Consider the following 23,249-nt stretch of genomic DNA (forward strand, 5'->3'; position numbering starts at 1 on the left):
AAGGACAGTCAATGAAGACAGCGACCGAGCTCAAGCCAGCACCGAGAATTGGCCTCGCCCTTGGCGGTGGTGGGCCTCTGGGTGGTATTTACGAGATCGGTGCCCTGCGGGCTCTGGACGAAGCCCTGGATGGTCTGGATTTCAATAATATCGATGTCTATGTCGGCGTAAATGCCGGCTCTTTTGTGGCTGCCAATCTGGCAAACCAGATGACCACAGCCCAGCTTTGCCGCATCTTCGTAAGGAACGAAGCTGAGGTTCACCCGTTTCACCCTGAGGTTTTCTATCGTCCGGCTTTGCGTGAGATCGGGCGCCGGTTGCTCGCTGTTCCGGGCTTGCTTTCAACGGCGGTCAGCCGGTTTGTGAACAACCCTTACGACCAGAGCCTGCTGGAAGCCATGACCATTCTGGCCCAGGCGGCACCGGCCGGACTTTTCGATAACGAGGGGTTGCACGAGTACCTGAAGCGCGCCTTCACCATGCTTGGCCGCACGAATGATTTTCGTCAGCTCAAGCGCAGTCTGTATGTGGTTGCTGCAGACGTGGAGAGCACGGAGGCGGTCTGCTTTGGTGCGCCCGGGTATGATCACGTTCCCATATCCCGGGCGGTTCAGGCCAGCACCTCTTCGCCAGGTCTGTACGTACCGGTCGAGATTGATGGTCGCTATTACGTAGATGGCACCCTGAGAAAGGGACTGCATGCCTCTGTCGCCTTCGAGGATGGCGCGGACCTGGTGTTGGCGGTCAATCCCCAGGTGCCCATCGATGCCAGTGCTGCGGTGCGTGCCGGTACCATGAAGCCGGGGGAGCTTACCCGCTCGGGAATGCCGAATCTGTTGTCCCAGATGTTCCGGACCATGGTTTATTCCCGTATGCAGTCGGGTATTGCTCAATATACCCGTGATTATCCGGATAAGGACATACTGCTGTTTGAACCTACCCGGGATGATGCCAAGCTGTTTTTCTCAAATGTGTTCAGCTTCCAGAGTCGCCGGATGGTGTGTGAGCACGCCTATCAGATGACCCGCCGAGATCTGCTCCGGCGGGCAGATGAACTGGAGCCCAAACTGCGCAAGTACGGCATTACGCTGCGCCGGGATCGTCTTGAGGATGAGCAGAGAACCATCAGTACCAGCCTGTATGGTGAAATGCTGCCCCTGTATGTGGCCAAAGGTCGCAAGAAGCAGGGCGAGAAGAACCGGATTGCGAGCGGCTTCAGTACCGTCACGCACCTGTTCTCAAAGGCAGAATAAGTACTGATGCCGCCGATACGGGCATGAAAAAGCCGGAGAGGTCATCCCCTCCGGCTTTTTTGTTGGCATTTCAGGAAACCGCGAATTAGAGAATGTAGCGGCTCAGGTCTTCGTCTTCAGACAGCTCGCCGAGCTTCTCGTCAACGTAGTCCGCCGTCACCTCAAAGGTATCGGTGACTTGGTCGCCAGCGTCGTAGGACAGACTTTCCAGCAAGCGCTCAAGCACGGTATGCAAGCGGCGCGCACCGATATTCTCGGTGGTTTCGTTCACCTTGTAAGCCACTTCCGCAATGCGGGCGATGGCATTGTCGGCGAAGGTCAGTTTCACACCTTCGGTGCCCATCAGCGCTTCATACTGTTGCACCAGCGAGGCATCCGGTTCGGTCAGAATACGCTTGAAGTCGTCCGGCGTCAGCGCCTGCAGCTCCACGCGAATTGGCAGGCGGCCCTGCAGTTCCGGAATCAGGTCAGAAGGCTTGGACAGGTGGAAGGCGCCAGAGGCAATGAACAGAATGTGGTCGGTCCGAATGGAACCGTATTTGGTGCTTACGGTGCTGCCTTCAATCAGAGGCAACAGGTCGCGCTGAACGCCTTCCCGGGACACATCCGAGGAGGTGTTTTCCGAGCGTTTGGCAACCTTGTCGATCTCATCGATAAAGACAATCCCGTTCTGCTCAACCGCCTGAATGGCCTTCTGCTTGATCTCTTCCTCATTCACCAGCTTGGCGGCTTCTTCGTCCTTCACCCGCTTCATGGCATCCGCCACTTTCATCTTGCGGGTTTTGCGCTTGTCCGAAGACAGGTTGGAGAACATGCTCTGCAACTGGGAGGTCATCTCTTCCATACCCGGAGGTGCCATGATCTCCACGCCGGCTCCACTGCTGCGCAAATCGATCTCGATTTCCTTGTCGTCCAGCTCGCCTTCCCTCAATTTCTTGCGGAACAGCTGTCGGGTCGAGGAGTCCGCATTGGTGCGCTGGCTGTCTTCGTTAAAATCCCTGGGGGGCGGCAGCAGGGCATCCAGAATGCGGTCTTCGGCGGCATCCAATGCACGGTGTTCATGCCGCTTCATTTCCTGTTCGCGCAGCATTTTAACCGCCATGTCGGCCAGGTCGCGGATGATGGACTCAACATCCCGGCCTACATAGCCCACTTCGGTGAATTTGGTGGCTTCCACTTTCAGGAAGGGGGCATCCGCCAGTTTGGCCAGCCGGCGGGCAATTTCGGTTTTGCCGACGCCGGTGGGGCCGATCATCAGGATGTTTTTCGGGGTAATTTCATCCCGCAGGCTGCTGTCCAGTTGCATGCGGCGCCAGCGGTTACGCAGGGCAATGGCGACGGCGCGTTTGGCTTCTTCCTGGCCCACGATGTGTTTGTTCAGTTCGTGGACAATCTCTCGGGGAGTCATTGCAGACATGGTCGCTCCGGTCGTCAGTCTTTAATGGGCAGCACTTCCAGAGTGCGGTTCTGATTGGTGTAAATGCAGATGTCGCCGGCAATTTCGAGCGCCTTCTCGGCGATTTCGTGGGCGCTGAGCTCGGTGTTTTCCAGCAGCGCCCGGGCGGCGGCCTGGGCAAACGGCCCGCCGGAACCGATAGCGATCAGCCCCTGCTCCGGTTCGATCACGTCGCCGTTGCCGGTAATGATCAGAGAAGCGGTTTTGTCCGCAACGGCCAGCAGGGCTTCCAGTTTGCGCAGGGCGCGGTCTGTGCGCCAGTCTTTGGCCAGTTCTACAGCGGCACGGGTGAGGTTGCCCTGGTGCTTTTCCAGCTGGGCTTCGAATCGCTCGAACAAGGTGAAGGCATCGGCGGTGCCACCGGCAAAACCAGCGATTACCTGGCCGTTGTACAGGCGGCGTACCTTTCGGGCATTGCCTTTCATAACGGTGTTGCCAAGGGATACCTGGCCATCACCGCCCATGGCGACTTCATTCTCCCGGCGTACGGAAACTATCGTGGTCATTGGCGCTCCAGTTGCCTGTTTGAATTTGTATTTTGGCTTTATGGAGGCGCTGGGCGGGATTTCAAGAGCAGGGGAGGTGGCTGAACAAAGTTCAGCCTTCTTTCGGGATCTTCCGCACCAGAGGCTGGATATTGATCGTAACCAGTTTGTCGACCGCCGAGTTCATCTGGCTGCGTGAGTTGAATGGTCCCACATTTACGCGGTACCAAACACTTCCGTTGTCGAGATCAATACGCTGTACATGAGCCCTGAGTCCCTGGAAGGCGATCTGCGCGCGCTGTCGCTCGGCGTCTTCCATACTCCTGAACGAGCCAGACTGTACGACATAATCGAACTCCTGCATGGCCGGGCCCGGGGTATATTCTTCCACTTTGGGCGGAACGACCTCGGATTCCGGCAGCATTTCATAGAACCGGAAGTTCTGCTCTTTCGGCCGGCCATCCTGTTTAGCCGTGGTGTTGGCGGGTTGCTTGGGCGCTACCGGGGTTTGCTCCTGAATCGGGGTTTGCCTGGCCGTTTCCGGCCCGCCGGGCAAGGTGTTCAGGTAGACGATAAAGCCGATGAAGCCACCCACGGCGGCCAGAGACAGGATGGTTTTCATAGACAACGCGCCATGCTGTGAGTGTGATGGTGCACTCTTTTGGGGTTTGGACGACTTGCGGGGCTTGGCCGCAGGCTTGCTGGCGGCGGCCCCTTTGCCCGCAGGGCGATCTTTCCTGGCGTAATCTCTGGCCATGGCCTGATTACATCTCCTCTGGTGCGCTTACGCCGAGCAGGTCCAGGCCGTTGGCAATCACCTGGCGCACGGCCAGGTACAGGCTGACTCTTGCGTCCCGCAGGGCGGTATCTTCAATCAGCACCTTGTGGGCGTTGTAGTAAGTATGGAACTGGCCCGCCAGCTCACGCAGGTAATGGGTGAGGTGATGCGGCTCGCGCTGGGCGGCGGAGTTGGCAATCAGTTCCGGATACTTCGCCAACTGGTTGGCCAGCTCTTTTTCTTCATCCAGAGTCAGCAGGCTCAGTTCGCCGACGCATTCGTTCATGCCACGCTGTACGCCCTCGGCGGCCAGCTTGCGCAGCACGCTGCAAATCCGGGCATGGGCATACTGGATGTAATACACCGGGTTTTCATTGGTCTGGGAGCGCGCCAGGTCGATATCGAAAGTCAACTGGGAGTCCACGCGACGTGCCGCCAGGAAGAAGCGGGTGGCATCCCGGCCCACTTCGTCGATCAGATCCCGCACGGTAACGTAGCTACCGGCACGTTTGGAGATTTTTACTTCCTGGCCGGAGCGGGTCACCATCACCATCTGGTGCAGAACGTAATCCGGCCAACCCTGTGGAATATCTACCTTCAGGGCCTGCAGGCCCGCGCGAACGCGGGTTACGGTGGAGTGGTGGTCGGCACCCTGCTCGTTAATCACGGTGGTAAAACCGCGTTGCCACTTGTCCAGGTGGTAAGCGACATCTGGCAGGAAGTAGGTGTAGCCGCCGTCTTTCTTGCGCATCACCCGGTCTTTGTCGTCGCCGAACTCGGTGGTTTTCAGCCACATGGCGCCATCCTGCTCATAGGTGTAACCGTTGGCCTTGAGGCGCTCAACGGTGGCTTCCACCTTGCCATCCTCGTACAGAGAGGATTCCAGGAAATACACATCGAACTGAACCCCAAAGGCTTTCAGGTCCAGGTCCTGTTCACGGCGCAGGTAGGCGACGGCGAATTCCCGGATGGCATCCCGGTCTTCCGGATCGGCCTTGGCGGTCACTTTCCGGTCGTCTGCAATCACGGTTTCGCCGGCCATATAGGCGTTAGCCACGTCAACAATGTAGTCGCCACGGTAGCCGTCTTCCGGCCAGCTTTCGTCTTCTGGCGTCAGGCCTTTCACCCGGGCCTGAACCGACAGCGCCAGGTTGTTGATCTGGGCGCCGGCGTCGTTGTAGTAGAACTCCCGGGTAACGTCGTAGCCGTTGGCTTCCAGCAGGCGGCACAGGCAGTCGCCAATGGCGGCACCGCGGCCGTGGCCCACGTGCAGCGGGCCGGTGGGGTTAGCAGAGACAAACTCCACCTGAACCTTTTCACCTTTGCCCGAGTTGTTGCGACCAAACTGGTCAGCTTCATCCAGGATGGTGTTCACAATGCCGAAGGCGCTGGCGGTGCTCATGAAAAAGTTGATAAAGCCCGGCCCGGCAATCTCTACCTTCTCCACGGCCGCGCTTTCCGGCAACGCGGCTACCAGTGCCTCGGCCAGCTTTCGCGGCGGGCAGCCGGCAGCTTTCGAGGCCACCAGGGCAATGTTGCAGGCGTAGTCGCCGTGGGATTTGTCCTTGGTGTTGCCCACCTGCGGGGTAAAGGCCTGGTCTGCCGGCAGGGTGCCTTCAGACTGCAGGGCCGCCAGTGCGGACTGGAGAAGCTCGGATACGGTCTCTTTCATGCGTCAGATGACTCGGTGTTCAGGAGAATGGGTACAGGGCAGGGCGCCCGTTGAAATCAGAAGGGGCGTATTATCGCGGAAAGTTGGGGTGTAAGCAAAAAGCCCGGCGCTGGGGGCCGGGCTTTTTACGATTTACCAGGTCTCAGCGATAATTTCTGTTTCTGCTGCTCCCTCGCCAGGGGTTTGCACCGTTGCCGTAAGCTCGATGGTGTAAACGGTCGGGGTTACGGTTTCATCCGCTTCCGGTTTAATTTTTGTGCAAACCTCGTAGCCATCAGAATCGAAGACAAGGCTTCCGGTAGAGCCAATAGTCTTGGAAGTAACGGCGCCTTGTACGGCTTCCCCCGTATCGACGGCAAAGTTAATCGTTGTCCCTACAGGCGGAGAAAATTTGGAGGAACCCTCTCCAGGAAGTTGAACCCACGCGGTTGCGCAATACTCAGTTCCTGTAATCTCTTGGGCGCCTTTTCGTGAGAGTTCTAGGAAAACGTTATCATTTGTTGACATTAACAGTGTGGTTGTAGATGAGATTGTCCCTATCTGTGTTGTGGTGATCCGACCATGTGTTGAAGCGGTGATGTTGGCATATGGGGCGTCAGTTAGCAGACTTTCCCAGGTCACGGTGCAGCGGCCATCGGTCACTACGCAATCAGGGTCAATTGAGCCTTGATCGGTCTGAAAGTTTACATAGACGTTCCCTCTAATGCGGTTGCCATTTATATCCGCAACGTAAAGGGTCAGGTTGGATTGAACGCCATTTACACCCCAAGTGTCAGGTGCGAAATTCTCTGCACTGAGTGAGAACTTCGGTTGGTACGGAAGTAGTGAATTCACCACAATTGGTTGCGTATATGTCATCAGGTCTCCGAAGGTTGCGATAACCCGAAACTCTTCATGATCAACGCCTTCTTTTGCTCGCACCTGGGCTGTCGCCACACCATCGTTGCCCGTATTCGCAGTAACGCTGTTTACGATGCTGCCAGTGCCTTGTTCAATAAAGTCGGCGGTGCCAGGGCGATCTATTGTGAAGGTGACGTCTTCAAATTTTAGCGGTTCGCCTGTTTGATCTTTGAGGGTAAAGCTGACAGTTGCGGCAGTTTCACGCCCTTCTTCGGACAAGGTCGAGGGGGCGATGCTCATCGGGTCCGGAAGCGCAGCTACAAGCTGGAATGCCTGTGTTTCATCAACAGCTATTTCGATAGTGGCTTTAGGAACGAGCTGACCACTTTCACTCTCAAGTGTTGCGGTAATCTTTTGCGGGTTTTGTGTGCAACTGCCGGCAGTGAAAATTGTCTCTGCGATACCGCTGGTGGTGCTCACAGATGCTGGTTCAAATTGAGAGTTATTTTCTCCGCCGGCACAAAATGATTCAAAGTTTACGGTGAAGGGGATGCCATTCTGCAAGCTGTTACCGTTATTAACATCAACAATACCCACTGTGAGTCGAGCTTGACCATTCTTTGCGATGCTAGTGGAAGTGCTAAGGATGGTGTTGACTGACGAGAAGGACTCGGTAACAGGGTTGTAATCGGTTAAGGCCAATTCCAATGTTTCTGGTGGTTCGATAGTGACGGCGCCAGAGGCCGCCGGAGTGGGGCTGTCTTCGACAAATGCGTGAACTAGATCTGTGTCATAGCATCCCGAACTGACATAGCGTGCTTTGATTATGCCAGAGGCCGCGGTTGTCGGGCCCTCAATACTTGCAAGGCCAGCGTCAATGCAGGGTGAGGCATAGCTAATGCTTTGACCGGATTTAAGCCAAGGCTCTTTGGTTTCAGGGTCGGCAATTGTCAGATCAAAAGAGTGCGATCCGCCAGACGGTATTGTTGGAGTTGTGCTAAAAAGTTGGCCCTCGGAAAAACTGCTACCTGTCCCGTTGCCGAGTAGTGCCAATATCTGCGGAGTTTCTTCTCCAGGCGTTGTTGTTCCATCATCCGGATTGGTGGTTCCTGTCCCTGTGTCGGTTTCGCCGGGAGTGGAATCCGGGTTGGAAGGTGGGTTCACATTAACAATCGGAGTAGAATCATCATCACCCCCACAAGCCGCCAACAACACAGCCAGCGACAACGCCGACGCACGCGCAAGGAATTTCCCTGACATTTTTTATCTCCAGTTTTCGTTTACAGCAAAAGCCTTTTCGCTGCGTATTCCCTGCACGAGAACCGCAACCTCAGGTCTCTTTCTAGGTTTGTTGGTTATATGGCTGGAAATCATAGCACAGTCAATTCAAACGAAATGGTTACGAATGGGGAATTCTGAAAAAGATTGTAACGAATTGCATGGTGGGCGCTGTGTCACATTTTGGAGTGTAGGGTATCACCCGGTCTCCTGGGGATCCACATCCACAATCCATTTAGTGCTCGCCGGCAGTTTGCTCTGATCCAGATGCTGACAGATCTGGCTCAGTAGCCGGTTCAGCTGCTTTCGGCTGTCACTACACAAGATTAGTTGCGCTCGGTGCCGGTCGGCTTTACGTGCAATTACCGCCGGTAGCGGCCCCCAGGTTTCTATGCCGTTCGCGGCCGTCATTGGTTTAATGCTGTCTAACAGTTGCAGGCTTGCCTGCATGGTGTCGGCTTCCGCGCGGAGTATGGCCATGGCGCGGAATGGTGGCAGGGCGCCGGTTTGGCGTTCAGTCAGAAGTTGGTCTGCCAGGGCGGCGTAGTTGCCCTTACAGAGAGATTTCAATAGCGGGTGGTCGCTGTGACAGGTCTGGATAAGCACTTTGCCAGGTTTTTCGCCCCGGCCAGCGCGGCCGCTGACCTGCAATAGTGTCTGCACCATCTGTTCCGGCGCCCGAAAATCGACACTGAACAGGCCGCCATCGGCGTTGACGACGGCAACCAGGGTCACGTTGGGAAAGTCATGGCCCTTGGCGAGCATCTGGGTGCCCACCAGTATGCAGGGGGCACCGCTGTTAACCTGAGCCAGTATATTCTGGATACTCCCTTTGCGCTGGGTGCTGTCCCTGTCTACCCGTACAATGGGGGTGTCCGGAAACTGTTCGGCCAGGGCTTCTTCTGTGCGCTCTGTGCCCTGGCCTACGGGTTTGAAATTTTCACTCCGGCATTTGGGGCAGCTGTGGCTTGCGGCCATCTGGAAGTCGCAGTGATGGCAACGCATGGCTCTGTCCCGGCGATGGTATGTCAGTCGGGTATCGCAGCGCGGGCATTCCTCCATGTGGCCACAATCGAAGCACATCATAATGGGGGCGAATCCCCGCCGGTTCACAAATACCAGTGCCTGCTCACCTCGTACCAGTGTTTCCTTTATAGCGTTCAGGGTGGGGCGCGAAAGGCCGGCCTCCAGAGGGCGGCTGCGGATGTCGAGCAATTCCACTTCCGGAGGTGAGGCATTGCCAGCCCGTTGTTCCAGCCGGATAAGGTGGTATTTGCCTTGCCTGGCGTTGTGCCATGATTCCAGCGAAGGCGTTGCTGAGCCCAGGATGACGGGGCACTGATTCAGGTGAGCCCGATAGACAGCAACGTCCCGCCCCGAATAGCGAAACCCTTCGCCCTGCTTGTAGGAGTTGTCGTGTTCTTCGTCCACAACAATGGCGCGAAGATTCGTGAACGGCAGCAAGACGGCGGAGCGGGTGCCAATCAGAATAACCGGTTCCCCATGTCGGATTCTCAGCCAGGTAGCCAAGCGTTCGCTGTCGTTCAGGGCCGAGTGCCAGGCTACAATCCGGTTGCCGAAGTAACGCCTGAAGCGCTCGAGGGTCTGGGGCGTGAGGTTGATTTCGGGAACCAGTACCAGAGCCTGTTGGTCGTCCTGCAGTTTTTGTGTCAGGTAATGAAGATAGAGCTCGGTTTTGCCGCTCCCGGTGATGCCATAAAGAAGTGTGGCGCTGAAGCGATCTGTAACCTGCGGTAATTCTTTGGCCGCTGCCAGTTGCGCGGGTGAGAGTCTGGGGCCGTCTACTGTGACGATGCTCTCGCTGAAAGTCGGATGCTGTGGATCGCTAAGTTCGATGAGGCCTTTATCGCGAAGGCTTTTGATCTGAGGGCGGTTGAAGCCGGCTTTAACCAGTTCGCCGGTCGATATGCCGGGTGCGCGCTGGATGGATTCCAGCAAGGCTTTCTGTCGATGGGCGTTGGCCGGCAGTGGGGCGATGTTTTGGGTGCCTTGCCAGTGTTCATCCTGTTTCTGCTGTGACGGCCGGCCTCGGCGTAATGCGGGAGGCAGGGCGGTGAACAGGCACTCACCCAAGGGGTGCTGATAGTAGTCGCTGGCCCAGCTAAGGAGTTGGAAGGTGGCTGTGGGTAAGGCGAGCCACGGCTCCAGCACTTCCAGGATGGGCTTGAGGGTAATGCCGTCCGGTGGTGTCACGCCGGTTTCCACCACAAGGCCGGTCAGGGTTTGCCTGCCAAAGGGTACTTTCACGCGTTGCCCGGGGGAGACGGTCATGGTCTCCGGGATTCGGTAATCAAAGAGTCGCCGGAGCGGGCGATTCAGGGCGATGCGAGCGGTTGAGGGCCGTGTCACGGTAACTGCGTATCCTGAAAGCGGGCAAAAGTAGGCTGGTTGCATGGTGTCCGGACTGTTCCGGATGGCCAAGATACTTGCCTGTGGTCGGGTTTGTCAGTAAGATTCGCGGTCTGTTTCTGGCCGGGCTTGATTGTGCACGGTCTTTTCAATTGATTCAAACATGCGGTGCCTGGCACTTGGGCAGCTAAGATGCCCCGTGATCAGGTAGCGGCATGACCTAACGAGGTTCGCCATGAAAGAAGGTATTCACCCGAAGTACGAAGACATCACCGCTACCTGTTCCTGCGGTAATGTGATCAAGACCCGTTCTACCATCGGCCACGATCTGCAGCTGGACGTATGTTCCCAGTGCCACCCGTTCTACACCGGCAAGCAGAAGGTTATGGACACCGGTGGTCGTATCGATCGCTTCCAGAAGCGTTTCGGCAGCCGTATCGGTGGCAAGAAAGACTGATCCGCGCCGGGATGTTGAAAAAAGCGCCTTTTGGCGCTTTTTTTGTGCGCCAATGAAAAATAAAGTTTGCTATATACGCAAAATGCACTATTGACTGTTCATAAAATATTCGATTTCGGCTTGTCGTTTTGGGTCGGGCGCGCCATAATGGCGCGCTCCGTTGGGCGAGCTCCAGCGGGATTTACCTTTAAACGTGACAAACGGAACAGTGGCAATGTCTCAAGATCTGAAAGAAGCAGCCCTTGAATATCACGCCAAACCGCGGCCGGGTAAGCTGAGTGTTGAAATCACGAAGCCGACCCAGACTTCCCGCGACCTCTCCCTGGCGTACAGCCCCGGGGTTGCCGAACCGGTCCGCGAGATCGCGAAGGACCCCGAGAACGCTTACAAATACACAGCCAAGGGTAACCTGGTTGCCGTGATCTCTGACGGTACCGCTATCCTGGGTCTGGGTAATCTCGGCCCTCTGGCGAGCAAGCCGGTTATGGAAGGCAAGGGCGTACTGTTCAAGCGCTTTGCCGGAATTGACGTCTTCGACATCGAGGTTAATTCCGAAAGCCCGCAAGCGTTTATTGAAACTGTTGAGCGTATCGCCGATACCTTCGGTGGTATCAACCTCGAAGACATCAAAGCACCGGAGTGCTTCGAGATTGAGCGTGCGCTGATTGAAAAGTGTAACGTGCCCATCTTCCACGATGACCAGCACGGTACCGCTATCGTAACTGCGGCCGGCATGATCAATGCCCTTGAGCTGCAGGGCAAGAAAATTGAAGAGGCAAAGGTGGTATGTCTGGGCGCCGGTGCGGCCGCCATTGCCTGCATGAAGTTGCTGATCAGCTGCGGTATGCGCTCTGAGAACATCTTCATGCTCGACCGTAAGGGTGTGATCCACTCTGGTCGTGATGATCTGAACCAGTACAAGGCGATGTTCGCCAACGATACCGACAAGCGCACTCTGGACGACGCCATCGACGGCGCAGACGTGTTCCTGGGTCTGTCCGGCCCGGATCTTCTGTCTGCCGAGCAGTTGGCGAAAATGGCACCGAACCCGGTGGTGTTTGCCTGTTCCAACCCGGATCCGGAAATCAGCCCGGAAGTGGCTCTGGCCACCCGCGATGATCTGATCATGGCGACCGGTCGCTCTGACTATCCGAACCAGGTGAACAACGTGCTTGGCTTCCCGTTCATTTTCCGTGGTGCACTGGATGTACGTGCGACCGCTATCAACGAGGAAATGAAGGTTGCCGCGGTTAACGCAATCCGTGAACTGGCCAAAGAGCCGGTGCCGCAGGAAATCTGTGAAGCCTACGGTGTTGATTCGTTCGAATTCGGTAAGGAATACATCATTCCAAAGCCGATGGACGTTCGTCTGCTGGAAGTAGTGCCGGCCGCCGTGGCCCGCGCTGCAGTAGATTCCGGTGTTGCGCGTAATCCGTACCCTGCGCACTACCCGCTGAAGTCTATGGACGACATCATCTGATCGGGATGTAGTCTGGCTTCAAAAAACCGGCGGAGATCCCGCCGGTTTTTTTGTGCGTCCTGCTTGGGGTGGTGCTGCGACAGATCAGAAGATCTGCCGTGACAGGTCGCCTCCGTTACCGTTGTCGCCGTTCCCTCCGATACTCTCGGCTGGCAGAGGCGAGGGTGCGTCTTCTTCCTTGAATATTTCGAACACGGCTTCTTCGCCGGGTCGGGCTCTTTCTCCGGTTTCCGGGTTGATGCGGATATTCACGATGCCGTTGGGCCTGGGCATGGTGGCTGCTGGCTGGTCTGCCAGTGCTACTTTCATATAGTCGACCCATATCGGCAGTGCGGTACTGGCGCCATACTCGCCGCGACCCAGGGGAGAGGGTTGGTCAAATCCGACCCAGACGGTAGTTGCGATATCGTGGTTGAAGCCTGCGAACCAGGTGTCTTTCTGCTCGTTGGTGGTACCCGTCTTGCCGGCAATGTCGCTTCGATTCAGGGCCAGGGCGCGACGTCCCGTTCCCCGGCGAACCACGTCCTGCATCATGGAGTGCATGATGTAGATTGATCGTTCGTCGGCCAGGCGTTGCATAATCCGTGGTTTGGTTGTGTTCTCCTCGGCTGCGGAGGCTGGCAGTGTCATCCCTTCAATTTCGGGTGGTTGCTCCGAAGTGCTTTGTTCGGCATCGGCGACCTGCGTCTGAGAGGCGTCGCAGTTCTCGTCGCATAATATGGTCTTCGGGGCTTCATAGACCACGGTGCCGTCCCATTCCTCGATTCGTTCAATCAGGTAGGGCTGTACGTCGTAACCTCCGTTGGCTATCACCGCAAAGCCTCGTGCCAGCTCCATGGGTGTCAGCAGGCCGCTGCCCAGGGAGAGCGAGAGGTTGGAGGGCATGTTTTCAGTCGGGAGTTTGAGTTGCTTCAGGTAGCTGAGGGTGGTGTTGATGCCCAGGTCTCTCAGCAGGCGGATGGAAACCAGGTTGCGGGAGCGGTAAAGGCCCTCGCGCAAGGTGGTTGGTCCGTAGAACTGGCCCGATGAGTTCTGTGGCCGCCATGCGGTTTCAAGTTCGGAGTCTTCGAATACGATCGGAGCGTCGTTGTAGATGGTCGCCGGTGTTCGGCCGTTTTCCAGCGCGGAAAGGTACAGGAACGGCTTGAACGTTGAGCCTGGTTGGCGGCTGGCCTGGGTGGCGCGATTGTACTTGCTCTGGTTAAAGCTGTAGCCGCCCGCCAAAGCTTCAATGGCGCCGGTTTTGGCTTCCAGGGAGATAAGTGCGCCCTCGATTCGGGGTGCTTGCGCCAGGGAAACTCGCAGTTCGGTGATGGCCTGCGTGGATGCGCTCTCGCTGCCAGGTTCTGACTCAGAGTCTTTAATCTGTGGCAGTTGGTCAACTTTTACATAGATGACCTCCCCGGGGTTGACCACATCCGAAGGTTTTTCTGGTTCGGGGCCGGTGATGCTCTCGGTTCGGAATCGGCGCGCCCAGGTCATGGTTTCAAAGGGCATGACGCCGGGGCCCAGGTGCCGGGCATGTACTTTTACTTCGTTCTTTTCGTCGTCTATTGATGTCACAACGGCTGGCATCAGCGTTTCAACCCGCGGGTAGTTCTGCATCTTGTCCGACAGTTCGGCCGGGGTCAGGCCTTCAGTATCGAACTGTCCGATGGGGCCCCGGAAACCGTGCCGGCGGTCATAGGCTTCGAGGCCTGCCCTCAGGGCTTCGGTAGCGGTTTGTTGCTTGTCGCTGTCGACGGTCAGGGTCACGCTGTAGCCATCGGTGTAAGCATTCTCTCCGTAGCGGCGAACCATTTCGGCCCGGGCCATCTCGGCCACATAGTCGGCATCCACTTCGGCGTCACGAGTGTTATAGCTGGCGGTCAGCGGTGCTTTGCTGGCCAGAGACCAGGCGTCTTCGGTGATGTAGCCCAGGTCTTTCATTCTGCCGAGAATCCAGTTACGGCGAATCAGGGCTCGCTCCGGATTTGCCAGGGGGTTGTAGGCAGAGGGCGCTTTGGGGAGACCTGCCAACATTGCCATCTGGGCCAGTGAAAGTTCTGTCACCGGTTTGTCGTAGTAAACCTGAGCGGCAGCGGCGATTCCATAGGCCCGGTTGCCGAGGTAGATCTTGTTCAGGTAGAGCTCAAGAATCCTGTTTTTGTCCAGTTCACGTTCAATCTGAAGAGCCAGCAGTATCTCGTTGAACTTTCGTATGAAGGTCCGGTCGCGTGACAAAAAGTAATTTTTTGCAACCTGCATGGTGATGGTGCTGCCGCCAGACTGGATTTCTCCGGTGGTGATCAGTTCCACTGCAGCCCGCGTCAGGCCTCTAATGTCGACTCCGAAGTGCTCGTAAAACCGCGCGTCTTCCGCTGCCAGGAAGGCTTGTAACTGAATTGTAGGGATCTGTTCTATTGTGATCGGTGCCCTTCTCTTTTCACCGAATTCTGCTATTAATCTGTTGTCTTTGCTATACACCCGAAGCGGCGTCTGCAGCCGGACATCCAGCAATTGCTCGACCGGTGGCAGATTGGGCCGAAGATAAAGATACAGGCTTGAGGAAATAATAATGGCGACACTCAGGCCGGTAAGAAAGAACCAGGCAAAAACGCGAGATGTACGCAACAAATGAGACATTTTTTTCTGACAACTGTTGGATATAGGTCTATTATTTGAGAAATTGCTTTAGGAAGGTTCGGTCGCCTCGCCGTCTGCAATGTCTCCCGAAATTCGAGAGATTGCATTGTAGACGGAATAAATAAGAAATTCTCTTACATAAAAAACACATAGAACGCCTCTGAAATGATCGCCTTTACAGGGAGTGGTTCAGGGGTTCCAACGCCGGGTGCATTTAACCAGGTATAGGGTGAGCGCGTGTTCGGATTACCAGGAAAAAAATCCAGTGCCGTCCTTGGAGTGGATGTAAGCTCCAGTTCGGTCAAGCTGCTAGAGCTGTCAAAACATGGCGATCGATACAAGGTCGAGAGCTATGCGGTAGAGCCGTTGCCGGCCAATGCAGTTGTTGAAAAAAACATCACAGACGTCGAAGCGGTTGGGGAAGTGCTCAAGCGTGTCGCGTCCAAGTCACGTACCAGTGTGAAACAGGTGGCTGTTGCTGTTTCCGGCTCGGCGGTGATCACCAAGGTTATCCAGATGGATGGTGGTCTCAACGAGTTTGAAATGGAAGACCAGATTGCGCTGGAAGCCGATCAGTACATTCCTTACCCCCTCGATGAAGTGGCGATCGATTTCGAGGTCCAGGGCCCGTCCGAATCCAACCCGGATCAGGTGGATGTGCTGCTGGCGGCCTGCCGTAAGGAAAACGTCGACATCCGCGAAGACGCCCTGGAAATTGCAGGGCTGACAACCAGGATTGTCGACGTGGAAGCCTATGCTCTGGAGCGGGCTTACAGCCTGATTGAACCTCAGCTCGACTCCCAGGGTGAAGAGTTGGTGGTTGCCATTGTTGATATTGGCGCGACCATGACAACTCTGAGTGTGCTGGCAGAGGGTAAGACGGTCTATACCCGCGAGCAGATTTTTGGCGGAAAACAGCTGACGGAAGAAATTCAGCGTCGTTACGGGTTGTCGCTCGAAGAAGCTGGTCTGGCCAAGAAGCAGGGTGGTTTGCCAGACGACTACAACGAGGAAGTCCTGACCCCGTTCCGGGAAGCGGTTGTTCAGCAAGTGGCGCGGGCGCTGCAGTTTTTCTTCGGCGCGAGTCAGTACAACGCGGTGGATTACGTGGTGCTTGCCGGAGGAACAGCGTCGATTCAGGGGCTCACGGAAATGGTGGAAGAGAAAACTGGAACGCCAACCCTGGTGGCCAATCCGTTTGCCAATATGGCGGTGGGCTCCCGGGTTAATGCCTCTGCGCTAAGCAATGATGCCCCCTCGTTGATGATTGCCTGCGGTCTGGCAATGAGGAGTTTCGACTGATGGCAAAGATTAACCTCAGACCCTGGCGGGAAGAGCTTCGCGCCGAGAAGCAGAAACAGTTTGTTGTGATGATACTGGGCGCCGTGATTATCGCGGGTGGCCTGGCTTTCCTCTGGAAATCGGATATGGACAGCCGGATTGCCTATCAGCAATCCCGTAATGCCTATATTGAGACTGCAACCAAAGAGCTGGACAAGCAGATCAAGGAGATTGAAAACCTCAAGCGTCAGCGCGATGAGTTGCTGGCGCGCATGCAGGTGATTCAGGATCTTCAGGGCAAACGGCCGGTAATTGTGCGGGTCTTCGATGAGTTGGTGAGAACCCTTCCTGACGGACTTTACTACACCGATCTCAAGAAAACCGGTGAGCGACTCGACATAGTGGGTATGGCTGAGTCCAATAGCCGCATTTCGAACCTGATGCGTCAGTTCGAAGATTCTGAATGGTTTGCCAATCCCAACCTGACCAATGTGGCCGCAGCAGACAGCGCCCGTTCTGGCTATAGCCAGTTCAATCTTTCTGTCCAGCAGCGCACACCTGAGCCCGAAGGGGAGGATAACTGATGAGCCTCGCGGACTCTCTGAAAAGTCTTAACGAATTCGATATCAATGATCTTGATATCAACAATGCCGGCATCTGGCCGGCACCAATCAAGGCCATTGTGGCGTTAGTTGTCTTCGGCCTGATACTTGGCGGTGGTTACTGGTTCTTTATCAAGGATCAGTATGCCCAGCTCGATCGGGTGGAGCAGCAGGAGCAGGAACTCAAGCAGCGCTACGAGCAGAAGGCCTATCAGGTGGCGAACCTGGATGTATTCAAGGCCCAGATGGAAGAAATGGAAGAAACCTTTGGGGCTCTGGTGCGTCAGTTGCCCAGTGAGACGGAAGTGCCAGGCTTGCTGGAAGATATTACCAACACCGCATTAGGTAGTGGGTTGGCGCTGCAGGAAGTCAAGCTTCAGCCGGAGCAGCAGCGAGACTTCTACTCCGAACTTCCCATTAATATTCGGGTATCCGGCTCCTATCATGAGCTGGCCTCTTTCGTAAGCAGTGTGGCGAGCCTGCCGCGCATCGTAACACTGCACGATTTAACCATTAAACCAATGGGCGGAGACGGAGACCAGCTGGACATGCAGGTGGTTGCCCGTACTTACCGCTACCGGGCTGGAGAATGAGCATGACAGGAAAGCATGCGGGAAAAGCCTGGCTGGGTGTGTGTCTGGCGTCTTTGCTGACGGCTTGTTCCCAGGGAAACGGTTTCTCGGATCTCGACAAGTTTATGGCAGATACCCGGGCGAAACCCCGTGGGCATGTGGAACCCTTGCCGGAGTTCAAGGCCTACGAGGCCTTTAGTTATTCGGCAGCAGATCGGCGCGCACCGTTTGAGCCGCCGGTAGATGTCCAACTTACGATGGTTGATGAGGAGCCAGTCAGTGACGTTGAGCCGGATCTGGACCGGCCCCGGGAAGTGCTTGAGAACTTTGACCTCAAGTCTCTGGCCATGGTGGGCACGCTACAGGGGGTTGAGGGCAACCTGTTCGCTCTGATTAGAGATAACTCGGGCGGCATTCACCGGGTGCGCACCGGTAATTACATGGGCCAGAACTATGGCCGTATTGTGGGGGTCAGTGAAACCCGCATTGAACTGATTGAAATCGTTCCGAATGGCCGGGGTGGTTGGGTAGAACGCCCGCGCTCCCTGTCTTTGGATGAAGGCTGAGGAGCGGTAACGGTATGAATTCAAGAAACATGCACGAACAAACAGGTTTAGGGTCGAGGCTAGCGATGTTCAAAAAACTCAATGTCTGCGTAGGCGTGATTGCCATCGGGTTATGGAGCGGCCTGGCCAGCGCGGTCACGCTTCAGGACTTGTCGTTTTCGTCGCTGCCAGGGGAGCGGCTGGAAGTCACCATGCAGTTTGATGGCACGCCGCCTGAGCCTTCGGGCTATACCATAGAGCGGCCAGCCCGGATTGCGGTGGATCTGAAGGATACCACCAGTGCCCTGAATCAGCGCAGCATTCCGCTGGGTACAGGTAATGCCCAGAGCGTCACCGTGGTGGAAACCAAGGATCGCACCCGTTTGATCTTTAATCTGGTCGAATTGGTGCCTCACGATACCGTACGTACCAATAACTCTCTGGTAATGACCATTGGTGGTGAGTCCGATGCCGTCGCCTCAACTTCTCAACCTGCGCAACGGACGGCAACGGTTTCGTCAGCATCCTCGAACGCGTTGGCCGGTGTCGATTTCCGTCGTGGTAAAGAGGGTGAAGGTCGGGTTATCGTCGATCTCGGTAGCAACACGGCGACCGTTAATCTGAACGAGTTGGGTGGCCGGATCCGGTTGACAATGCCGGATCTCCAGGTTCCCGCGGATCTACGTCGGCGCCTTGATGTTACGGATTTTGCAACGCCGGTGACTCGCATTGATACCTTTGTGGAAGATGGAAGTGCGGTCGTCGAAATTAGACCGGAGGGCGACTACGACTATATCGCCTATCAGTCTGGTCGCGAATTCACTGTGAGTGTTGAAGCTCTGAGTCAGGAAGAGGCGGAAGCTCGTCGCGAGGAGAAGTTCCCGTATACCGGCGAGAAGCTTTCCCTTAACTTCCAGGATATTGAAGTTCGCTCTGTGCTTCAGCTGATTGCTGATTTCACTGGCCTGAACCTGGTTGCCAGTGACACGGTGGGCGGCAGTATCACTCTGCGTCTGCAGAACGTTCCCTGGGATCAGGCGTTGGATCTGATCCTCAAGACCAAAGGTTTGGATAAGCGTCAGATTGGCAACGTACTGCTGGTTGCGCCTGCTGAGGAAATTGCGGCCCGTGAAAAGCTTGAGCTTGAAACTAACAAACAGATCGCTGAGTTGGCACCGGTCCGGCTGGATATTATTCAGGTGAACTACGCCAAGGCGGCGGATGTGGTTGCTCTGATTCAGGCGGATGAAGAACTGATCTCCTCCCGTGGTTTTGTGTCTTCCGATGCCAGAACCAATACCATCAGTGTTCGGGAAACCGCTGAGAAGCTGGAGGAAATTCGCCGGCTGGTATCCACGTGGGATGTCCCGGTTCGCCAAGTGTCAATTGAAGCTCGAATTGTTCGCGCTCAGACAAACGTTGCGGAAGATCTTGGTGTTCGCTGGGGCGGCGCGGCTTACAACGTCGATGGTGATGATGTGATCACTGTTGGTGGTTCTCTCGGAACCCTGCAAGAAGCCAGAGATGCTGCAAGCGGAGGCAGCAACACCATTTCTTTCCCGGGTGCGCTGGGAGTCGATCTTGGTGTAAGTGGTGATGGAGCATCCTCCTTTGCCATCGGGTGGGGAAGTGATGACTTCCTGGTGGATCTGGAGCTTTCGGCACTGGAGAGTGATGGTCGCGCGGAAGTGGTTTCGCAGCCTAGGGTTGTAACGGCTGATCGTCAGACTGCGTCTATCAAGTCCGGTGAAGAAATTCCATATCAGGAGGCAACATCCAGCGGTGCAACCAACGTAGAGTTCAAAGAAGCAGTGCTCTCGCTTGAGGTTACACCGCAGATTACGCCCGACGACAAGATCATTATGGATCTCGTTGTAAATCAGGATTCCCGAGGAGAAGTGACTGCAGGTATCCCGTCTATCAATACCAACGAGGTTACAACTCAGGTATTGGTTGCTAACGGCGAGACGGTTGTACTGGGTGGTATCTTTCAGTCTGAAGTTGCCACTCAGACCACGAAAACCCCATTCCTGGGTGACATCCCCTATCTCGGGCGCCTGTTCAAACGCACCGAGCATGTTGATGAGCGCAGCGAGCTGTTGATCTTTATTACGCCGAAGATCATCAAGAACGACATACTGCAATAAGCTCGCTGCAGTCTAAAAACCGCCGGTAACCCCGGCGGTTTTTTCGTTCAGGGGTGGTTCACCGGTTCCAAGCCGCTTATGGATTGCCGGTCCTTATGCTATTCTCACCCGCCTGAAACTTGTTGAGCGGAAATTATGTCTTTGCCCAAGCGCGTTGTTCTGGTTGGGCCCATGGGGGCTGGAAAAAGCACCATTGGCCGGTTGCTGGCCAAGGAGCTCGGCTATCGATTCCTGGACTCGGACCGGATTATCGAAGAGCGATGTGGTGCCAATATTCCCTGGATCTTCGATGTTGAAGGTGAGGACGGTTTTCGTCAGCGTGAAACCTCAATGCTTGACGAGCTGTCCAATGAGGTGGGCACGGTACTGGCAACCGGGGGCGGTGCCGTCATGCGTGCTGAAAACCACGGATTGCTGAAAAAGAACGCTGTGGTGGTTTACCTCAAAACGTCTATAGACCAACAGGTTGAGCGCACACGTAAGGACAGGAACCGACCGTTGTTGCAGAACGACGATCCGGAAGGCGTGTTGCGCAGGCTGTTTGCGATTCGGGACCCGCTCTATACCGAGTTGGCGGATATCGTTATGTTTACCGATCGTAAAAGCCCCCGTCTTGTGGTTCGGCAACTGGTGAACCGAATCAATCCTAAAACGCCCCGCCACAGAAGACAGCGGCGGAAAGAGGGCAGGCATAATGTACAAGGTACTTCGAGAGCTGAAGGTTGAGCTCGGGGAGCGCAGCTATCCGATCATTATCGGGCAGGGGCTGCTGGGCTCGTTTGACCTGACACCCTGGGTGGCAGGCCAGCAGGTCATGATCGTAACTAACGATACCGTTGGCCCCCTGTATCTTGAGAAGGTGAAAGGCTGTTTTCCCGGCAAGGCCATTGACGTAGTGACCTTGCCCGATGGAGAACAGTTCAAGGATTGGCAGACGCTCAACCTCATTTTCGACGCGCTTCTGGAAAAACGACATACCCGCAAAACGACACTCGTTGCCCTGGGCGGCGGCGTTGTGGGTGATATGGCGGGTTTCGCGGCGGCCTGTTACCAGCGCGGCGTTCCCTTCATACAGGTTCCAACCACGCTGCTCTCTCAAGTGGACTCGTCTGTTGGGGGGAAAACAGGGATAAATCACCCGCTTGGCAAGAACATGATCGGTGCTTTCCATCAGCCGCAGGCGGTGCTGATCGATACCAACAGCTTGCAAACACTGCCGGAGAGGGAGGTGTCTGCCGGTCTCGCAGAGGTGATCAAATATGGCCTGATTCGGGACGAGTCTTTCCTGGCCTGGCTTGAGGATTCCATGGAGAGCCTGTTACGACTTGATGCCAAGGCGTTAGGTGAGGCGATCTATCGTTCCTGTGTCTGTAAGGCGGAAGTTGTTGCGCTTGACGAACGAGAGGGCGGGTTGCGTGCAATCCTCAATCTTGGTCATACCTTTGGTCATGCCATTGAAACCTTTGCTGGCTACGGCAACTGGTTGCACGGTGAAGCCGTGGGCACGGGTATGATGATGGCAGCCGATCTCTCTGTGAGAGAGGGGCTGATCTCGGCGGACGACCGGGCCCGGGCGGTTGCCCTGATTCGGCGCGCTCGTTTGCCTGAGTGGGCACCGAGCGGCATGACATCAGAGGACTTCATGAATCTGATGTCCGTGGACAAGAAGAATGTGGATGGTCGGCTACGGTTGGTTCTCCTGAAAGCAATAGGTGATGCCTTTATCACCGAGAATGCCTCCGCTGACAACATCCGTGATACCTTGAGGGCATTCCTGCCGCAGGCAGGCTGATGGGCTCTGAGTTTCAGAAACAGGGACGGCGTGTGACTCAAGAATCCTTGAACAGTACCGATGGCGGGGGGCTTTTCCCCCGACTCCAGCAGCGATACGGTCTGCGCGACAACCCTCTCGAGATGGAAACACCGTTTTTTCCGGATGCCATGCGTCAGCATGCTTTGGAAACGTTGCGCCATCTTTGTGGGTTCGGGGATATGGTGCTGGTTCTGACCGGTGCGCCGGGGGCCGGTAAGACCCGGGTGTTGGCAGAGTTGGTGCGCAGCGAGTCCTCAAGGCTTGATTTTCATCGAATTCCCGCATCGGCGCTTACCAGCCGCCAGGCCCTCGCGCGTTACCTGAAACAATTGGCGAAATCCGGGATACCGGCAGACTCTGAGCCCAGAGAGGCCGTTTATCGCTATTTTCGCTGGTCCGAATCCGGCCTCCGCCGAGGTCACCGGCAAGTGCTGCTGATTGACGATGCAGACCGGGTTGAGTCGGATGTTCTGAATCTTCTGGTAGCAGGCTTTGTGGCATCAGAACGGTCTGTTTCTGCCGTTCCGATTCTGGCCGGAACCGAGCAGGTGTGGCACCAATTGGAAGATCGCCCGGATTCCGCTTATGCGCATCACCTGAACCTGCCTCCGTTAAGCCGCGAAGATATCAAGGCTTATCTCGAACCCAGGGTTCACCGGGCGGGCGGCTCTCAGTCTGAGCTGCTGTCGACCTCTCGTCTGAAAAAGCTGGAGGTGTTGAGCCAGGGCAGCTTTGGTCGGCTAAAGCGTGTTGCGCCGGGTGTTTGGCTGGACATGGTTCCGTCGTCGGCAACGTCCTCCTCGAAAGCTGGTTTTACGGTTGCGCATATGCGGTGGCCTGCGCTGGGGCTGCTATTGCTGGCGGCATCCTGGTGGTTTGTTTCCCAGCAATATGAGAGCACGGTTCAGCGACAGGCTGACGCCGAGGTTGAGCCTGAGCCAGTCCGTAAGAGCATTACCATTGGTCCGGGTACTGAGGAGCCTGAGCCGGAAATAGCGACTTTGATTGCGCCTGCGGGCGAAGATGAGTCTGGCGTTCCGGGCGAAACCAATGCTACTGAAGATTTGACACAGCCTCTGCCTGAAACAGAGATTGTCCCAGAGCCAGAGCCAGAGCCAGAGCCAGAGCCAGAGCCAGAGCCAGAGCCAGAGCCAGAGCCAGAGCCAGAGCCAGAGCCAGAGCCAGAGCCAGAGCCAGAGCCAGAGCCAGAGCCAGAGCCAGAGCCAGAGCCAGAGCCAGAGCCAGAGCCAGAGCCAGAGCCAGAGCCAGAGCCAGAGCCAGAGCCAGAGTTTGTGCCAGCTAACCCCGTTAAATTTGTGGCACTTGACCAGTTACGTCAGCGCAAGGGTTGGACGCTGCAACTTGTTGCAGGCAATCAGGAACAAACGGTGTTGAATGTACTGCGTCGAGCGCCCGAGGATGCGAATTTGAGCTACACTAAGGGTGAGCGCCAGGGCTTACCTTGGTTTATGCTGGTTTATGGTCAATACTCTAGCCGAGAAGAGGCCGGGGCGGCGGCGGCTAGTCTGCCCGACGCGCTGAGGATCTCGAATCCTTGGGTTCGACCCTACGAGGATTATTGATTTTCGCACCAT

Annotated in this window: 18 protein-coding genes; 11 read left to right on the plus strand and 7 right to left on the minus strand. The window is 56.0% G+C overall.

Annotated features, from left to right (window positions below):
- Positions 1 to 11 precede the first annotated feature (11 nt).
- The gene (locus tag ACF8YQ_RS03035; RefSeq protein ID WP_224851263.1) at positions 12 to 1,253 is read left to right on the plus strand and encodes a patatin family protein; all 1,242 of its coding nucleotides are present in this window, start codon (positions 12 to 14) and stop codon (positions 1,251 to 1,253) included.
- An 85-nt stretch (positions 1,254 to 1,338) separates the two neighbouring features.
- Here ACF8YQ_RS03035 and hslU read toward each other — a convergent pair whose 3' ends face one another.
- The 6 genes from hslU to ACF8YQ_RS03065 all read right to left on the minus strand — a co-directional run bounded on the left by hslU (position 1,339) and on the right by ACF8YQ_RS03065 (position 10,177).
- A complete protein-coding gene (gene hslU / locus ACF8YQ_RS03040) occupies positions 1,339 to 2,670 on the minus strand; it encodes an HslU--HslV peptidase ATPase subunit (RefSeq protein WP_224851264.1) in 1,332 nt (443 codons plus the stop codon).
- Between the two features lie 14 nt (positions 2,671 to 2,684).
- A complete protein-coding gene (gene hslV, locus ACF8YQ_RS03045) occupies positions 2,685 to 3,215 on the minus strand; it encodes an ATP-dependent protease subunit HslV (RefSeq protein ID WP_011784337.1) in 531 nt (176 codons plus the stop codon).
- A 91-nt stretch (positions 3,216 to 3,306) separates the two neighbouring features.
- Positions 3,307 to 3,951, minus strand: a complete 645-nt coding sequence (locus ACF8YQ_RS03050) for an SPOR domain-containing protein (protein ID WP_224851265.1) — start codon at positions 3,949 to 3,951, stop codon at positions 3,307 to 3,309.
- Positions 3,952 to 3,958: 7 nt separating this feature from the next.
- On the minus strand, positions 3,959 to 5,644 hold the full coding sequence (argS, locus tag ACF8YQ_RS03055; RefSeq protein WP_396622554.1) for an arginine--tRNA ligase: 1,686 nt from the start codon (positions 5,642 to 5,644) through the stop codon (positions 3,959 to 3,961).
- A gap of 132 nt (positions 5,645 to 5,776) precedes the next feature.
- On the minus strand, positions 5,777 to 7,744 hold the full coding sequence (locus ACF8YQ_RS03060) for a hypothetical protein (protein ID WP_396622555.1): 1,968 nt from the start codon (positions 7,742 to 7,744) through the stop codon (positions 5,777 to 5,779).
- 216 nt (positions 7,745 to 7,960) lie between these two features.
- Positions 7,961 to 10,177, minus strand: a complete 2,217-nt coding sequence (locus ACF8YQ_RS03065; protein WP_396622556.1) for a primosomal protein N' — start codon at positions 10,175 to 10,177, stop codon at positions 7,961 to 7,963.
- A 190-nt stretch (positions 10,178 to 10,367) separates the two neighbouring features.
- Between ACF8YQ_RS03065 and rpmE the strand changes: the two genes are divergently transcribed.
- Together rpmE and ACF8YQ_RS03075 are read left to right on the plus strand one after the other, a co-directional pair.
- A complete protein-coding gene (gene rpmE, locus ACF8YQ_RS03070; protein WP_014420566.1) occupies positions 10,368 to 10,589 on the plus strand; it encodes a 50S ribosomal protein L31 in 222 nt (73 codons plus the stop codon).
- A gap of 214 nt (positions 10,590 to 10,803) precedes the next feature.
- A complete protein-coding gene (locus tag ACF8YQ_RS03075) occupies positions 10,804 to 12,069 on the plus strand; it encodes a malic enzyme-like NAD(P)-binding protein (protein WP_396622557.1) in 1,266 nt (421 codons plus the stop codon).
- A gap of 84 nt (positions 12,070 to 12,153) precedes the next feature.
- On the opposite strand, the gene ACF8YQ_RS03080 is transcribed toward ACF8YQ_RS03075, so the two are convergent.
- On the minus strand, positions 12,154 to 14,694 hold the full coding sequence (locus tag ACF8YQ_RS03080; protein WP_396622558.1) for a penicillin-binding protein 1A: 2,541 nt from the start codon (positions 14,692 to 14,694) through the stop codon (positions 12,154 to 12,156).
- 237 nt (positions 14,695 to 14,931) lie between these two features.
- Here ACF8YQ_RS03080 and ACF8YQ_RS03085 point away from each other — a divergent pair, with 237 nt between their 5' ends.
- From ACF8YQ_RS03085 to ACF8YQ_RS03120, 8 genes are all read left to right on the plus strand, one after another.
- Positions 14,932 to 15,996 (plus strand): pilus assembly protein PilM, encoded by a 1,065-nt coding sequence (locus ACF8YQ_RS03085; protein ID WP_036149326.1) that lies wholly within the window; start codon positions 14,932 to 14,934, stop codon positions 15,994 to 15,996.
- Entirely contained in the window at positions 15,996 to 16,559 is a 564-nt protein-coding gene (locus ACF8YQ_RS03090; RefSeq protein ID WP_011784346.1) for a PilN domain-containing protein, read from the plus strand. Before ACF8YQ_RS03085 ends, ACF8YQ_RS03090 begins: the two co-directional genes overlap by 1 nt.
- Entirely contained in the window at positions 16,559 to 17,170 is a 612-nt protein-coding gene (locus ACF8YQ_RS03095; protein ID WP_396622559.1) for a type 4a pilus biogenesis protein PilO, read from the plus strand. Before ACF8YQ_RS03090 ends, ACF8YQ_RS03095 begins: the two co-directional genes overlap by 1 nt.
- Before the next feature lie 2 nt (positions 17,171 to 17,172).
- On the plus strand, positions 17,173 to 17,715 hold the full coding sequence (locus ACF8YQ_RS03100) for a pilus assembly protein PilP (RefSeq protein ID WP_153741467.1): 543 nt from the start codon (positions 17,173 to 17,175) through the stop codon (positions 17,713 to 17,715).
- 14 nt (positions 17,716 to 17,729) lie between these two features.
- Entirely contained in the window at positions 17,730 to 19,841 is a 2,112-nt protein-coding gene (pilQ, locus tag ACF8YQ_RS03105) for a type IV pilus secretin PilQ family protein (RefSeq protein ID WP_224851273.1), read from the plus strand.
- A gap of 135 nt (positions 19,842 to 19,976) precedes the next feature.
- Positions 19,977 to 20,567 (plus strand): shikimate kinase AroK, encoded by a 591-nt coding sequence (gene aroK, locus ACF8YQ_RS03110; RefSeq protein WP_396622560.1) that lies wholly within the window; start codon positions 19,977 to 19,979, stop codon positions 20,565 to 20,567.
- Positions 20,536 to 21,633, plus strand: coding sequence for a 3-dehydroquinate synthase (gene aroB, locus ACF8YQ_RS03115; protein ID WP_396622561.1), 1,098 nt, complete (start codon positions 20,536 to 20,538; stop codon positions 21,631 to 21,633). Before aroK ends, aroB begins: the two co-directional genes overlap by 32 nt.
- Before the next feature lie 32 nt (positions 21,634 to 21,665).
- Positions 21,666 to 23,237: an AAA family ATPase gene (locus tag ACF8YQ_RS03120; RefSeq protein ID WP_396622562.1), complete on the plus strand. Its 1,572-nt coding sequence runs from the start codon at positions 21,666 to 21,668 to the stop codon at positions 23,235 to 23,237.
- Positions 23,238 to 23,249: the final 12 nt, after the last annotated feature.

Origin of the sequence: Marinobacter sp. W-8, assembly GCF_044342215.1 — a bacterium.
Lineage (GTDB): Bacteria > Pseudomonadota > Gammaproteobacteria > Pseudomonadales > Oleiphilaceae > Marinobacter > Marinobacter nauticus.